Source organism: Oceanimonas pelagia (assembly GCF_030849025.1).
In the GTDB taxonomy this organism is placed as follows: Bacteria; Pseudomonadota; Gammaproteobacteria; order Enterobacterales; family Aeromonadaceae; genus Oceanimonas; species Oceanimonas pelagia.
In genome coordinates this window covers 3485762-3499581 of the sequence record NZ_CP118224.1, presented here as the reverse complement: position 1 = coordinate 3499581, position 13820 = coordinate 3485762, and the positions used below count along the sequence as shown (strand labels likewise).

The 13820-nt window shown below is 63.9% G+C and carries 15 protein-coding genes; 9 read left to right on the top strand and 6 right to left on the bottom strand.

The genetic code is table 11. From position 1 onward, the window contains the following. Window positions 1-40: 40 nt before the first annotated feature. Genes PU634_RS16695 through murQ form a run of 3 tightly spaced genes read left to right on the top strand, consistent with a single transcriptional unit; the run spans window position 41 to window position 2242 of the window. A complete protein-coding gene (locus PU634_RS16695) occupies window positions 41-229 on the top strand; it encodes a hypothetical protein (protein ID WP_306761963.1) in 189 nt (62 codons plus the stop codon). Continuing rightward, a complete protein-coding gene (locus tag PU634_RS16690) occupies window positions 223-1320 on the top strand; it encodes an anhydro-N-acetylmuramic acid kinase (protein WP_306761962.1) in 1098 nt (365 codons plus the stop codon). The genes PU634_RS16695 and PU634_RS16690 overlap by 7 nt, the downstream gene beginning before the upstream one ends. Window positions 1321-1330: 10 nt before the next feature. Next, window positions 1331-2242 carry an N-acetylmuramic acid 6-phosphate etherase gene (gene murQ, locus PU634_RS16685; RefSeq protein ID WP_306761961.1) on the top strand — a complete coding sequence of 304 codons (912 nt, stop codon included), beginning with the start codon at window positions 1331-1333 and terminating at the stop codon, window positions 2240-2242. On the opposite strand, the gene PU634_RS16680 is transcribed toward murQ, so the two are convergent. The 3 genes from PU634_RS16680 to PU634_RS16670 all read right to left on the bottom strand — a co-directional run bounded on the left by PU634_RS16680 (window position 2237) and on the right by PU634_RS16670 (window position 6325). Further along, on the bottom strand, window positions 2237-4813 hold the full coding sequence (locus PU634_RS16680) for a sensor domain-containing diguanylate cyclase (RefSeq protein ID WP_306761960.1): 2577 nt from the start codon (window positions 4811-4813) through the stop codon (window positions 2237-2239). The two genes, murQ and PU634_RS16680, sit on opposite strands and share 6 nt — an antisense overlap. Then, window positions 4813-5847, bottom strand: coding sequence for a TRAP transporter substrate-binding protein DctP (gene dctP, locus PU634_RS16675; protein ID WP_306761959.1), 1035 nt, complete (start codon window positions 5845-5847; stop codon window positions 4813-4815). Before dctP ends, PU634_RS16680 begins: the two co-directional genes overlap by 1 nt. A gap of 151 nt (window positions 5848-5998) precedes the next feature. Then, window positions 5999-6325, bottom strand: coding sequence for a hypothetical protein (locus tag PU634_RS16670; RefSeq protein ID WP_306761958.1), 327 nt, complete (start codon window positions 6323-6325; stop codon window positions 5999-6001). Window positions 6326-6465: 140 nt separating this feature from the next. Between PU634_RS16670 and PU634_RS16665 the strand changes: the two genes are divergently transcribed. Beyond that, window positions 6466-7344: an aldo/keto reductase gene (locus PU634_RS16665; protein ID WP_306761957.1), complete on the top strand. Its 879-nt coding sequence runs from the start codon at window positions 6466-6468 to the stop codon at window positions 7342-7344. Window positions 7345-7481: 137 nt separating this feature from the next. After that, window positions 7482-8660, top strand: a complete 1179-nt coding sequence (gene trpB, locus PU634_RS16660) for a tryptophan synthase subunit beta (protein WP_306763714.1) — start codon at window positions 7482-7484, stop codon at window positions 8658-8660. Between the two features lie 56 nt (window positions 8661-8716). Here the strand turns inward: trpB and PU634_RS16655 are convergent, their stop codons facing one another. Together PU634_RS16655 and PU634_RS16650 are read right to left on the bottom strand one after the other, a co-directional pair. After that, complete coding sequence (locus PU634_RS16655; protein ID WP_306761956.1) at window positions 8717-10018, bottom strand: MFS transporter; 1302 nt, start codon at window positions 10016-10018, stop codon at window positions 8717-8719. A gap of 15 nt (window positions 10019-10033) precedes the next feature. Then, window positions 10034-10315, bottom strand: a complete 282-nt coding sequence (locus PU634_RS16650; protein WP_306761955.1) for a metal-sensing transcriptional repressor — start codon at window positions 10313-10315, stop codon at window positions 10034-10036. Between the two features lie 109 nt (window positions 10316-10424). On the opposite strand from PU634_RS16650, the gene PU634_RS16645 reads away from it, so the two are divergent. From PU634_RS16645 to PU634_RS16635, 3 genes are read left to right on the top strand one after another with little or no spacing between them, the layout of a single operon-like run. Next, window positions 10425-10778 carry a hypothetical protein gene (locus PU634_RS16645; RefSeq protein WP_306761954.1) on the top strand — a complete coding sequence of 118 codons (354 nt, stop codon included), beginning with the start codon at window positions 10425-10427 and terminating at the stop codon, window positions 10776-10778. A gap of 50 nt (window positions 10779-10828) precedes the next feature. After that, window positions 10829-11545, top strand: coding sequence for a HupE/UreJ family protein (locus PU634_RS16640; RefSeq protein WP_442604700.1), 717 nt, complete (start codon window positions 10829-10831; stop codon window positions 11543-11545). Between the two features lie 17 nt (window positions 11546-11562). After that, entirely contained in the window at window positions 11563-12237 is a 675-nt protein-coding gene (locus tag PU634_RS16635) for a transmembrane anchor protein (protein WP_306761953.1), read from the top strand. Window positions 12238-12325: 88 nt separating this feature from the next. Here PU634_RS16635 and rcnR read toward each other — a convergent pair whose 3' ends face one another. Beyond that, entirely contained in the window at window positions 12326-12598 is a 273-nt protein-coding gene (gene rcnR, locus PU634_RS16630; protein ID WP_306761952.1) for a Ni(II)/Co(II)-binding transcriptional repressor RcnR, read from the bottom strand. Between the two features lie 134 nt (window positions 12599-12732). Between rcnR and PU634_RS16625 the strand changes: the two genes are divergently transcribed. Further along, window positions 12733-13809, top strand: coding sequence for a nickel/cobalt efflux protein RcnA (locus PU634_RS16625; protein WP_306761951.1), 1077 nt, complete (start codon window positions 12733-12735; stop codon window positions 13807-13809). The last annotated feature ends 11 nt before the right edge of the window (window positions 13810-13820 follow it).

The following is a 13820-nucleotide window of genomic DNA, read 5'->3' as shown; positions in this document are numbered from 1 at the left end:
TGAACGGTTGCCATACTGACCCTACCCGGAGAAATTCGCAATGCGTTACCCCCTGTGGCTGATCCCCGCCCTGCTGCTGACCGCCTGTGGTGGCACACCACCGCCCCCGCCGGCTCCCGTCCCCGAGGTCAAGGCCGAACCGCCCGTGCCACCCGGGCCCCAGCCCTTTGAAAACGGCGTGATCAGCGTGCCGGTCAGCCCGTTGCAGGAACTGCCGCCGGAATGGTAATGGAGCACTATATCGGCATCATGTCCGGCACCAGCCTGGACGGCATCGACGCCGTGCTGGTGGCCACCGACGGCGCCCGCATCGAACTCAAGGGCGGCGCCAGCGCGCCCATCGCCCCGGCCCTGCGCAAGCGGCTGCTGGCCCTGGCCAGCGGCGGCACCGTCACCGCCCGGGCGTGGGGCGAGCTCGATGCCGCCCTGGGCCAGGCCTATGCGGACCTGACCCTGCAACTGCTGGCCGATACCGGTCTGAACGCGACCGAGGTACGCGCCATCGGTTGCCACGGCCAGACGGTGTGGCACCAGCCCGACGCCGACCCGCCGTTTTCACTGCAGCTGGGGGACGGCAACCGCATCGCCGCCCTCACCGGCATCACCACCATCACCGATTTTCGCCGCAAGGACATGGCCCTGGGCGGCCAGGGCGCGCCCCTGGTGCCCGCCTTTCACCAGTGCGTGCTGAGCCACCCCGAGCGGCTGCGCATTGTGGTCAATATCGGCGGCATTGCCAACATTACCGTGCTGGACCCGGGCCGGCCGGTGCTGGGCTACGACGTGGGACCGGGCAACATGCTGCTGGATCTCTGGTGCCGGCGCCATACCGGTGCCCCTTTCGACCAGGACGCAGCCCTGGCTCAAAAGGGCCGTGTTCTGCCCGGGCTGCTGGCACGTCTGCTGAGCGAGCCCTGGCTGGCACTGCCGGCGCCCAAAAGCACCGGCCGGGAACTGTTCAACGCCGCCTGGCTCGATGCACGGCTGGAGGGCCATGAAGCCGTGGCAGATGTGCAGGCCACGTTAACCGAATTCACCGCCGCCGCCATTGCCCGGCAGGTGCAGGGCTTTGCTGCCGGCGAGCTGCTGGTGTGCGGCGGCGGCGGCCACAACCCGCTGCTGCTGGCTCGCCTGGCCGCTCTGTTGCCCGGCTGGCGGGTGGCCACCACCACGGACGCCGGGGTCGACATGGAGGCCATGGAGGCCATGGCCTTTGCCTGGCTGGCGCACCGGACCCTGCACCATTTGCCCGGTAACCTGCCCGCCGCCACCGGCGCCCGCCGCCCGGCGGTGCTGGGTGCCGTCCATTTTCCCGACTGACGAGGCCTTCATGAACAACCCGCTGCTTCAGGATCTGGCCCGGCTGGCCTCGGAAGGCCGCAACCCGGATACCCTCGACATCGACACCCTCAGCGCGCTGGACATCGTCACCCTGATCAACCGGCAGGACGCCCGGGTGCCCGAGGCGGTGGCCAGGGTGCTGCCCGCCATCGCCGCCGCGGTAGAACTGATTGAATCGGCCCTGCGCCGGGGCGGCCGGCTGATCTACACCGGCGCCGGCACCAGCGGCCGGCTGGGGGTACTGGACGCTTCCGAATGCCCGCCCACCTTCAGCGTGCCCCACGGCCTGGTGGTGGGGCTCATCGCCGGCGGCGAGGCCGCCATGTTCAAGGCTCAGGAAGGAGCGGAAGACAACGAACAACTGGGCGCGCAGGATCTGCGCGAGATCGGCCTCACGGCGCAGGATGTAGTGGTGGGTATCGCCGCATCCGGCCGCACCCCCTATGTACTTGGCGGGCTGCGTTACGCCCGCGGACTCGGCGCCGGTACGGTGGCACTGGCCTGCAACACCGGCTCCGCCATCGGCCGGGAGGCGGCCATCGCCATCGAGCCCGAGGTGGGCCCGGAGGTGATCACCGGCTCCACCCGGCTCAAGGCCGGCACCGCCCAGAAACTGGTGCTCAACATGCTGAGCACCGCCGCCATGATCCGCCTGGGCAAGGTCTACCAGAACCTGATGGTGGATTTGCACGCCAGCAATCAAAAACTGAAGGCCCGCGCCATTCGCATGGTGATGCAGGCCACCGGCGAGGATGAGCACACCGCCGCCGCCGCCCTGACGGCGGCGGATAACGAGGTGAAGCTGGCGATCCTGATGCTGCTCACCGGCCTCGGCAAAACCGAGGCCCGGGCCCGGCTGGCACTGGGCCAGGGGGTGCTGCGCCGGGCGCTGGCGTTATAGGCAGACGGCCTCGTCGGCCTCCACCCGGTTGCGGCCACCGCGCTTGGCCCGGTACAGGGCCTCATCGGCCCGGGTCAGCAGCTCCCGGGCCTGATCACCGGGGCCGATGGCGGTCACACCAAAGCTGCAGGTGCGCCGGCCAATCACCGGAAACGACTCCTGCTCAATGCGCCGGCGCAACAGCTCCGCCAGCCGGCAGGCACCCTCGGCATCGGTATTGGGACAGAGGATCAAAAACTCCTCGCCGCCCCAGCGGCCGGGGCAGTCGCTCAGCCGGGTGTGCTCCCGCATCAATTCGGCCAGCCGGCGCAGCACCTGATCGCCCACCGCATGGCCACAGCTGTCGTTGACCTGCTTGAAGTGATCCACGTCCAGCATCACCACCGCAAAACCGGTGCCATAACGCTGGTAGCGGTGAATTTCCCGGGTCAAAAGTTGCTCCAGGTGGCCCCGGTTGACCAGGCCGGTGAGCGCATCCGTGGTCGACAGCCGCGCCAGCTCGCGGTTCTTGCGTTCCAGAATATCCTGATGCTCCACCTGCTCGGTAATGTCCATGGCCATGCCAATGTAACGGGCATCGGCGGCATCGGCATCACCGTAGCGGCGTGCGGCAAAACGGAACCAGCGCACGGCGCCGTCGGCGCTCACACAGCGGCCCTCGGCATGCCATTCCCGGTGGCGACCGGCCATGGCCTGGTGCCAGCTGGCCACTACTGCCTCCCGATCCTCGGCATGCAGCAACTCGGTCCAGCCGGCACCGAGCAGGGTGTCGGGATCCCGGCCCAGCTGATCGCTGTAATAGCGGTTGGAGTAAATATTGTGGCCATGGGCGTCGGTCTCAAATACGCCCATGGGCGAAAACTCCGACAGCGCCCGAAAACGCTGCTCGCTGGTACGCAACGCCTCTTCCGACTGCCTGCGTTCGGTGAGATCGGCAATATTGACGGCAATGCTTTCGACATAGCCGCTGGCGCCGGCCACGGGATGGCCGCTGACGCGGCAATAGCGCCGGCCGGCGCCACTGAACTCCATCCAGGCCTCGTAAACAAAGGGCACGCCCTTGAGCGCGGCATCAAAGCGTGGCTTGATTTGCCCCTTGAACAGCACCTCGCCATAGAGCTGCCACAGGGCATGGCCCTCGATTTCGTCCCGTTCCCGCTGGTGATACTCCAGGTAACGGCGGTTCACCTGCTGATAGCGGTAGTTGGCACCCACCAGCGCCATCAGCTCGTCGGCGGCGTTGACGATTTCCCGGTAGCGCACCAGCCGGGTCTGAAACTCGTGTTTTTCGGTCACGTCCTGGCTGATGGCAAAATAACTGGCCACCCGGCCGTCCACATCCCGCACCGGGGTGATCATCACCTTCTCGATGCGCTCCAGGCCCGCCCGGGTGCGGTTGATAAACTCCCCTTCCCAGGGCTGACCGCGCCGGAGCTCGCGCCACAGGGCGCGGTAGGTCACCGCCGGCGTACGCCCCGATGACAGCATGCCGGGTTTCTGGCCCAGCACCTCGTCCCGGGTGTAACCGGTCTGGCTGAGAAAGGCACGGTTGACATACACCATGCGCCGGTCGAGATCGGTGATCACAATGGACGAGGGCATCTGCTCGATGGCCTGATACAGATGGGCCAGATCGTTCATGACCCGGCGCTCGCGCAGGCTGCTGCGGCGCCAGTAGCGCAGAAACGCCAGCGCCAGCAGCCACACCAGCCCCAGGCTGCCGCCACCCAGAGCGGCCCGCAGGCGCCAGCCCGCCAGCACCTGCGCCCGCTCAATCACCGCAAAGGCACGAATGGGTTGCTGGCCCAGCTGACGCAGGGCAAACAGATACTGCTCCCCCATGACCAGCCGGGTGCCGTAGGCGCCAAATGCGTTGACTGCCAGTTGCTGCTGCAGACGGCGCAGCAGTGCCGGCAACTGCTGCTGGTCTCCCGCCACCAGCAGCGACCGGTTGCGGTTGTCGAGCAGCATCAGCTGCTGGCCGCCAAAGCCATCGCCGCTTTCCAGTTCGGCCTCGATGCGCGCCGAATCCAGCATGGCCAGCAAGACGCCCTGTTCCGGACCGGTCACCACCATGGCCACCCCCAGCCGGCCCGCATCCATGCCGGTAAAGGAGGACTTGCCCGCCTGCAGGCCGGCCATGACCCAGGCCGGGGCCGCATGCCGGTTGCCGCTGCCCTGACCGACGCTGGCGACGACCCGGCCCTGACCATCAAACAGGGTCAGGCTGTTCAGTGAAGGCGCCGTGGTGAGGTGTCGCAGCAGCAGCCGGCGCAACCCGGCCGATGACACCCGGGGCCGGGAGTGGCCTTCCAGGGCATGACGGGTGTCGTGCAATGCATGATCCGCCGACACCAGGGCGATATCCACCGCACTGCCAAAGGCGCGCAGCTGAGTTTGCAGACGCTCCCCGGCGCCTTGCAGGCTGGTTCTGTGATCCTGATACAGCCCCCAGGCCAGCATCAGGCTGATCAGCACCAGCAGGGTCAGCACGCCGGCCACAATGGCACGGCTCAGCCGGTGGTCGAGGGGGGTGCCCGACATGGCAAAATAAGACGGCTGGCTCTGCATCAGTCGGCTACCACCCGCTCGGCCTGCCGCACCAGCTCGGGGTCCACCCCCATTTCCCGTATCAGCGCCGGCTCCTGGCGGCGGGCCATGCGCCGCCAGCGCAGCAGATCGGCCTCACCGGGGCTGACTATCTCAATGCCCTGCTGCTGCAGCGCCCGGCGCGCCTGGCGCTGGGCCTCGGCGGCGGCGCTGCGCTGGGCGTCGACCACCGGCTCCCAGCTGTCGCGTACCAGCCGGCGCAGATCCTCGGGCAGCGACTGCCAGAAGCGGGCATTGATCATGGGCACATACTGGGCGAAATACTCCCTGTCTTCAAAACCAAAGCGCACGCCCTGATCCCACAGCCCGGCACTGCGCACCGTTTCGTGGGTAGAGAGCACCCCCTGCACCCGGTCCTGCGCCAGGGCGTCGGGCAGATCGGGCCAGGGGATGAGCACGGGAGCAGCCTCAAAGGCTTCCAGCCGGCCCCGGTTGGCGGCGCCGCCGGGAATGCGAATGCGCAGCCCGGCCAGCTCGGCGTGACGGTCAACCCGCCCGTGGGTGAAGTACAGATGGGCATACCCCAGATCCAGCCAGCGACCGGGCACCACCACCCCCAGATCCCGCTCAATGCGCGCACTGACCCGGCGGCCGATATGTCCGTCCCGCACCCGGTAGTGCTGCACCGCCGGCAGGCCATAAAACAGCGGCAGCATGTACAGACCCACGTCGGGCACGTAGCGGTCGAGCTGCCACATGCCCGGTACCGCCATCTCCACCTTGCCGCCGGTGAGCGCCGCGATCACGTCCCGATCCCGGAACAGCCGGGCGCTGTGGTGAAACTGCACCCGCAACCGGCCCTGGCTGGCCTGCTCCAGCTGCGCGGCAAAGCGGGCAATGGCCTGAGTTTGCACATGATCGGCGGTGTTCTCGGTGGAAATGCGCAGCACCCGGACCGGCGGGGCGGCTTGCTCGTCTGCCTGCCCCGGGCCGGCAAGCATGAACAGCAGCCCGGCCAGCCCCCCGGCCCAACGCCGGCGGCATGTTTCCCTCATGGATATTCCCTTTCGCTGATGGTGAACACGGCAGGCAATGCCCGCCGCCGTATTCCCTCAGCGTAACCGGGACATTGCCACAAATCTTTGATATGGATTGTATGCAGGACGGTTTCAGCCGGATATTAGCCATTGGCACAAGAACGCCGGGTCACGACGGCGGCTCGTCCTCTTCCCGGGCCAGACGGGCGCGCAGCTTTTCTTCCCGCTTGCGGTACCAGTGAGCCTTGAACGCCGTCCACCAGTCGTCGGACAGTTCACCGCCATAGGCCTCCAGCAGGGCGATCACCCGGTCCAGGGTCAGCAGGGCGGCATCATAGTCGATGTCCAGCCAGTGCTTGCGCACCACCACCTTGACCACCCCCGGCTCGGCGTCAAACACCTGCGCCAGTTTTTCGATCTGCAGCTGGTTCATGTGATCCAGCTTGAGATGACGGCGCACCAGCGCCCGTTCATCGGCCCCCGAATCTGCTGTCATGTGCCGCTCCTTCGAGTAACAATGAATTCAGACCGAGTTAAGAGCAAAGCCCGGCCAAAGGCAAGCCCACCCGGTTGCAATGGCGGGCCGGCTGTTTCACCATATCGTGGAAACCATTTTCAAATTGATGAGAGGCACGCATGGACACCACCGTCACCCTCAGGGCCACCGCCGGCCTGCCCGCCGTTACCCTGCCGGCCATTGGCCAGGGCACCTGGTACATGGGCGAAGGACTCAACCCCCGCAACGCCGAAGTCCGGGCCCTGCAACAGGGGCTGGATCTCGGCCTGACCCTTATCGACACCGCCGAGATGTACGCCGACGGCGGCGCCGAGCAAGTGGTGGGCGAAGCCCTGAAAGGCCGTCGCGACCAGGCCTTTCTGGTTTCCAAGGTCTACCCCTGGAACGCCGGCCGCCGCAGTGCCATTGCCGCCTGCGAGGCCAGCCTCAAGCGCCTGGGCACCGACCACCTGGATCTGTACCTGCTGCACTGGCCCGGCAGCATTCCGCTGGAAGAAACCCTGGAAGCCTTTGAGCGGCTGCAGGCCGACGGCAAGATCAAGCGCTTTGGCGTGTCCAACTGCGATCTGGGCGAGATGCAGGAGCTGGCGTATACCGACGGCGGCGATCAGTGCGCGGTGAACCAGGTGCTCTATCACCTGGGCTCCCGGGGCATCGAATATTCCCTGCTGCCCTGGCAGCGGGAGCGGGACCTGCCCACCATGGCCTATTGCCCCCTGGCCCAGGGTGGCCGGTTGCGCCGGGAGCTGTTTGGCCACCCCGAACTGAACGCCATTGCCGGCGATCTGGGCGTGACCGTGGCCCAGCTGCTGCTGGCCTGGGCCATTCGCCCGGTGAACGGCCGGCGCGACGTGCTCGCCATTCCCAAGGCGGTGCAGCCCGAGCACGTGCAGCAAAACGCAGAGGCCCTGACGCTGCAGCTCAGCGACGAGGTGCTGGCCCGCCTCGACGCCGCCTTTCCGGCGCCCAAACGCAAGACCCCGCTGGATATTGTGTAATGCCTTCCTGCCCCGGCTCGCCGGGGCGTTTTTGGGGGCCGACTTGTGGCTAATTGAATCCACTCCTGCGCCACTGCTATGCTGCCTTTCTTACCCCCTTGACCGCATAAGGAAGCAGTGTGGACTACCAGCAAAACATGCCCGACGCCAAAGGCTATTTCGGCGAATTTGGCGGCTCCGAAATTCCGCCAGCGCTCAAACAGGCCATGGACGACATTACTCGGGCCTATCAGGAAATCTGCCAGCGCGAGGATTTTCAGCAGGAGCTGCAGCGCCTGCTGACCCACTTTGTGGGCCGGCCCAGCCCTGTGTATCACTGCGAGCGCCTGAGCGAACAGCTGGGCGGCGCGCAAATCTACCTGAAGCGGGAAGATCTCAACCACACCGGCGCCCACAAGATCAATCATTGCCTGGGTGAGGCTCTGCTGGCCCGCTTTATGGGCAAGAAAAAGGTGATCGCCGAAACCGGCGCCGGCCAGCACGGCGTGGCCCTGGCCACCGCCTGCGCCCTGGTGGGCATTCCCTGTGAAATTCACATGGGCCAGGTGGACATCGAGAAAGAGCATCCCAACGTGATGCGCATGAAGGTGCTGGGCTGCACCCTGGTGCCGGTGACGCGCGGCACCGCCACCCTGAAGGACGCGGTAGACAGCGCCTTTGAGGAATACCTGAAGAACCCGACCGACTACCTCTATGCCATCGGCTCGGTAGTGGGCCCGCACCCCTTCCCCATGATGGTGCGGGATTTTCAGAAGGTGATCGGCCAGGAAGCCCGGGGCCAGATTCAAGAGCTGACCGGCCGGCTGCCGGATCTGATCATGGCCTGCGTGGGCGGTGGCTCCAACGCCATGGGACTGTTCGACGCCTTCCTCAACGACGAGTCGGTGCGCATCATGGGCGTGGAGCCCGGCGGCCGGGGCCTGGATACCCCGGATCACGCCGCCACCATGACCTTGGGCACCCCAGGCGTGATCCACGGCTTTCGCTGCCATGTGCTGCAGGATGCCAACGGCGAGCCGCTGCCGGTGCACTCCATCGCCTCGGGCCTGGATTACCCGGGCGTGGGCCCGCAACACAGCCACCTGAAGGAAATGGGCCGGGTGGAATACACCAGCATTACCGACGAGGAGTGTCTGGACGCCTTTATGACCCTGTCCCGCACCGAGGGCATCATACCCGCGCTGGAAAGCGCCCACGCGGTAGCCCAGGCCATCAAGCTGGCACCGCAGCTGGACCAGGACAAGGTCATTCTGGTCAACCTGAGCGGCCGGGGCGACAAGGATCTGGACTTCGTCTGCCGCAAGCTGGGGCTGTAAGCGAGCCATTGACAGGCCGGCGCTCGCCGGCCTGTCTCCATGAGGCATGCCATTGCTCACCCCGGCCAGCGGGTGTGCAGATCATCGATCACATAGGGGTGGGTATGGTGTTTCGGGCCGCCGGCCAGATGGGGGTGGTCTGATGGCAGTTCATCATGGCAATGAGCAAGCTCGGCGGGATCTTCCTTCGGCCACAGGCGACCGGCCGCCAGCACCGCCAGCAGGGCGACACCGGCAAACAGCACCAGAGTGGGAGCGATGCCGAGCGCACTGCCAAGCCAGCCCGCCAGGGGATAGGCAAACAACCAGCAGGCATGGGACAGGGAAAACTGGGCGGCAAACACCGCCGGGCGATCCTCGGAATGCGCCGAGCGGGCCAGTAGCCGTCCGGACGGAGTCTGCACCAGGGCGTAGCCGAGGCCCAGCAGCAGCCACAGCGGCAGCACCCATGTCAGACCTTGTATACCGGTGGCCGCCAACAGCCCCGCCACCAAACATATTCCACCGGCCAGCATCAGCGTCCTTTCCCGCCATTGCTTCAGCAACAGCGGCAGCGTCAGCGCCGCCGCCATGGAGCCGGCGCCAAAACAGGCCAGGGCCAACGCCGTGTCCTGCTCCGACAATCCCAGCCTTGCCTGCACGATTACCACCGTATTGACGATCACCATGGCACCGGCACTGGCCACCGCCAGGTTAAAGGCCAGCAATCCCCTGAGTCGGGGGGTGGCCAGATACACACGCAGGCCGCGAGCCACTTTTTGGTAAAGCCCGGCCTGCTCGGTAACTTGCTGTCTGGGCAGGGTGGTCGTCAGCAACAGCAGCGCCGAGGCGGCAAAACCGGCCACAGTGCCCACAAACAGGCCATGCCAGCTCATTAACGACAACAAGGCCACCGCCAGCGCCGGGCTGAGCAGGTTCTCCAGATCGTAAGCCAGACGCGACAGGGACAAGGCCCGGGTGTATTGCTCCTCGTCCTTCAGCACCTCGGGGATGGTGGCCTGAAACAGCGGGGTGAAACAGGCCGAGGCCGACTGTAGCAGGAAGATCAGCACATATACCTGCCAGACCTGAGTGACAAAGGGCAGCCCCAGCGCCGTGGCTGCCCTGAGCACATCAAGGCTGATAAGCAGGGGGCGGCGGGGCAGATGCGCGGTCAGGGCGGCGGCGACCGGAGAAATAAAGACGTAAGCCAGCATCTTGATGGCCAGAACGGTACCCAGCACGGTGCCAGCCCGCTCCCCCGCCAGCTGGAACGCCAGCAGGCTCAGCGCCACTGTGGCCAGCCCGGTGCCCAGCAGGGCAATCACCTGGGCAGAAAACAGTTTCCGGTAAGTAGGGTGAGCCAGAACGCTGAGCATGGAGCTTTCCTGCCGCTAAAGGTATTTGGTGATGGCCTTGAACTCATCCAGCCGGGCCCGTTGGGCGTCGGGCAGGCCATCCACGGCACTTTCAAAGCAGTGATCGATATGATCCTGCACCAGTACTTTTTTGGCCTGATGTATCGCCTTTTCTACGGCATGCAGTTGCTGGGCAATATCCAGGCAGGGCTGTTCGGCCTCGATCATGCGGATCACGCTCAGCAGATGCCCTTGCGCCCGTTTGAGTCGCTTGATGATGTCAGGATGTGACTGATGATGGTGTGAATCTTGTGTCATGGTCTCTTCCTATCCCCCCCTGGGGGATGGTAGGCTTAGCGCCTCAAAGAAGCAAACGGCAATCCGTTTGTTGATCCGGTCTTGATGTAAGGGAACGCTGAATAACCCGATGCGCCGCGTATTTTGCAGCTACATGATGAGCCTCATTCTGGTGTGCCTGACGGTACCCGGACTGGTGATCTCGTCGGTGGGCGAAGCGCGTTCCCACGGCCTGGCCTCCATGGCGGCGGACAGCCATGCCCATGTTCATGATGCGGACGGCTCCCATGGCCATGTCGAGCTCTCGGGTATCCAGCTGCATCACGACGCCGGTAATCACAGCCACGATACCGCCGATCACCGGCCCCTGGCGTTAACGCTGCTCCCCCTTTTCATATCCTCCGCAGTGGCCGCTGAACCCTCGTCGCCACCCTTGTGGACCTCTTTCCCTCTGGAGCGCCCTCCAAAACCCCTGGCTTCCTGATGTCGTGGCCGCACCTTGCGGCCGTCTTTTAACCGATATTCGGAGCTTTCATGTTTTCCATTTTTTCTGGCTGGGCCTCACGTCGCTCCGGCCTTGCCCTGTGCATACTGATGCTGGCCCTGATTGGCGTCAGCGGGGATGCCCTTGCCCATGCCGTTGCGCAGGGAGACAAGGGATATATTCAGGAGATATCCGGGGTCAACCTGGTGTCGTTCATCTATCTGGGTGCCAAGCACATGGTGACGGGATATGACCATATCCTGTTCCTGTTCGGGGTGATCTTCTTTCTGTACAAAATGCAGCACATCGCCTTGTACGTCAGCCTGTTCGCGCTGGGTCACTCCACCACCATGTTGCTGGGGGTGTATTTCAACATTGGCATCAACAGCTACCTGATTGATGCCATCATCGGCCTCTCCGTGGTGTACAAGGCCCTGGATAATCTGGGTGCCTTTCAGCGCTGGTTTGGCGTCCAGCCCGATACTCGGGCCGCCACCCTGCTGTTTGGCTTCTGCCATGGCTTTGGCCTGTCTACCAAAATCATCGAGTACGATCTCTCCCCCGATGGCCTGGTGCCCAACCTGCTGGCCTTTAACCTGGGGGTCGAGATTGGCCAGCTGCTTGCGCTGAGTGCCATTCTGATCGTCATGGGCTACTGGCGGCGAAGCCCGAGCTTTATGCGCCATGCCTACACCACCAACGTCGCCATGATGTGCGCCGGATTCATGCTGATCGGTTTGCAGCTGACCGGTTATTTTGTTGCCTGATTCTGAAGGATTATTCGATGTATAACCATAATGCTCCCGCACAAGCGGAATTACCCAGCGCCAGACAACTGCTGCGCTCCACCCTGATCGCCGCCGCCACCGCCACCGCGCTGTTGATCACCGTGGTCCTGCCCGCCGAATACGCCATCGATCCCACCGGCATCGGTCGCGTGCTCGGGCTGACGGAAATGGGGGAAATCAAGGAACAGCTGGCCGCGGAAGCGGAACAAGATGCTGCCGGTGCCAATACGAGTAGTGAAACCATCGCGCTGGTCGCTCCCGGCGAGAATGTCGCTCCCCTTGCGGAACCGCAGCCAACGGCCATCGTCGAGCAGCCTGCTCCCGTCGTGGTCGAAGAGGCGGCGCCGGCCACTCCGCTCTGGCGGGATGAAATCAGCATCACACTGTCTCCCGGTCAGGGAGCCGAAGTGAAGCTGACCATGTCTGAGGGGGCTACGGCCTCATTCTCGTGGGAGTCGAACGGCGGACCCGTTAACTACGATACTCATGGAGATGGCGGTGGCCGCTCCATCAGTTACGAAAAGGGTCGTGGTGTTGACAGCGACTCTGGTGAGCTGACTGCCGCCTTCAAAGGCAACCATGGCTGGTTTTTTCGCAACCGAAACAGTGCAGATGTAACCGTGGTGCTGCGCACCGATGGTGAATATGGCCAGATGAAGCGAGTATTGTAATGTAAACCACAGGGGCGGGAGGCATGCCGTAAAGCGCTTTTTCTTCCGCCCCTTTATCTTCGGCCTCTGACTTGGCCTGGCAGGGTAACTATTTCATATAAGAATCAAGTACCTTCAGAACCACGTCCATATCCGCCTCGCGCTTGCCGAGGTCTTCTTCAAGCACCAGATGCTCGGCGAGATGGCCTTTAATCACTTCCCGCATCAGGCCGTTTACCGCACCACGAATGGCGGCGATCTGCTGCAATACCTGCTGACATTCATGGTCTTCCTGCAGCATCTTCTGCAGGCCGTTCACCTGGCCCTGGATTTTGCTGACCCGTGCATTGAGCTTCTTTTGTTCTCGCAGGGTATGAGACATGGCATACCTCTTCCGTCATAAAAACCACTGTATCCGACTGCGAATGTACCACCCGGCTGATACTGGGGGGTAGCATACTATACTAGGGGGGAGTATATTTCGACCCGATTCAAACGGTATTCAAGAGGTTGATAATGGACTTTGCGGCGTTACTGCAACAGGGCAATGGCTGGTTCTTTATTCCCAGTGCGATATTGCTGGGGGCTTTGCACGGGCTGGAGCCCGGCCACTCCAAGACCATGATGGCGGCGTTCATCGTGGCGGTAAAAGGCACCGTCAGACAGGCAGTCATGCTGGGGCTGGCGGCCACCCTGTCTCACACCGCCATCGTCTGGCTCATCGCCGTGGGCGGCATGTATGTCAGCCGAAAGTTCACCGCAGAAGCAGCAGAGCCCTGGATGCAACTGGTATCGGGGGTGATCATACTGTCGACAGGCATCTGGATGTTCTGGCGAACCCGGCGCGACGAGCAAAGATGGCAGCGGGCCCAGAGCCATGCGCAGGACGGGAAAACCCAGGTGGTGGATACGGGGCACGGACATGTGGCCCTGTCGATTGCAGACGGAGAAGGAGATCAGCGTTTTCAGCTGAAAACCCTCAGCGGAAAACCCCTGAGCGCAGATCATGTTCATCTGCGACTGGCTCCCGCAGGAGCTTCCTCTCCCGAGGTGTATCACTTTATTGAGAAAGAAGGTTACCTGGAGTCGGCCTCGTGTGTAGAGAAGGCTGAACACCTGGCGCTGACCCTGAGCATAGGGCACCACCATCATACCCATGACTTCGACGTGCACTTTCACCCCCATGCCCATGGCCGCGAAGGCGGTCAGGAATATCAGGATGCCCACGAGCGGGCCCATGCGCTGGAGATTCAGCAGCGTTTCGCCAACCGGGAAGTCAGCAACCGGCAAATCCTGCTGTTTGGCCTGACCGGTGGGCTTATTCCCTGCCCGGCCGCCGTGACCGTGTTGCTGATCTGTATTCAGCTTAAAGCCCTGACCCTGGGGGCAACACTGGTGGTGTCATTCAGCATAGGGTTGGCCCTGATCCTGGTGGCGGCAGGCGTCGTGGCGGCGCTTGGTGTACAAAAGGCCAGCAACAAGTGGAGCGGCCTGAATGAACTTGCCCGCAAGGCGCCTTACCTGTCGGGCCTGCTGATCGGTGCCGTGGGGTTGTATATGGGTACGCACGGTTATATGGCGCTGATGGGCTGACAACCGACCGG

Coding starts and splice junctions, on each gene's coding strand:
- PU634_RS16695 (WP_306761963.1), top strand. CDS start 41: ATGCGTTACCCCCTGTGGCTGATCCCCGCCCTGCTGCTGACCGCCTGT.
- PU634_RS16690 (WP_306761962.1), top strand. CDS start 223: ATGGTAATGGAGCACTATATCGGCATCATGTCCGGCACCAGCCTGGAC.
- murQ (WP_306761961.1), top strand. CDS start 1,331: ATGAACAACCCGCTGCTTCAGGATCTGGCCCGGCTGGCCTCGGAAGGC.
- PU634_RS16680 (WP_306761960.1), bottom strand. CDS start 4,813: ATGCAGAGCCAGCCGTCTTATTTTGCCATGTCGGGCACCCCCCTCGAC.
- dctP (WP_306761959.1), bottom strand. CDS start 5,847: ATGAGGGAAACATGCCGCCGGCGTTGGGCCGGGGGGCTGGCCGGGCTG.
- PU634_RS16670 (WP_306761958.1), bottom strand. CDS start 6,325: ATGACAGCAGATTCGGGGGCCGATGAACGGGCGCTGGTGCGCCGTCAT.
- PU634_RS16665 (WP_306761957.1), top strand. CDS start 6,466: ATGGACACCACCGTCACCCTCAGGGCCACCGCCGGCCTGCCCGCCGTT.
- trpB (WP_306763714.1), top strand. CDS start 7,482: ATGCCCGACGCCAAAGGCTATTTCGGCGAATTTGGCGGCTCCGAAATT.
- PU634_RS16655 (WP_306761956.1), bottom strand. CDS start 10,018: ATGCTCAGCGTTCTGGCTCACCCTACTTACCGGAAACTGTTTTCTGCC.
- PU634_RS16650 (WP_306761955.1), bottom strand. CDS start 10,315: ATGACACAAGATTCACACCATCATCAGTCACATCCTGACATCATCAAG.
- PU634_RS16645 (WP_306761954.1), top strand. CDS start 10,425: ATGCGCCGCGTATTTTGCAGCTACATGATGAGCCTCATTCTGGTGTGC.
- PU634_RS16640 (WP_442604700.1), top strand. CDS start 10,829: ATGTTTTCCATTTTTTCTGGCTGGGCCTCACGTCGCTCCGGCCTTGCC.
- PU634_RS16635 (WP_306761953.1), top strand. CDS start 11,563: ATGTATAACCATAATGCTCCCGCACAAGCGGAATTACCCAGCGCCAGA.
- rcnR (WP_306761952.1), bottom strand. CDS start 12,598: ATGTCTCATACCCTGCGAGAACAAAAGAAGCTCAATGCACGGGTCAGC.
- PU634_RS16625 (WP_306761951.1), top strand. CDS start 12,733: ATGGACTTTGCGGCGTTACTGCAACAGGGCAATGGCTGGTTCTTTATT.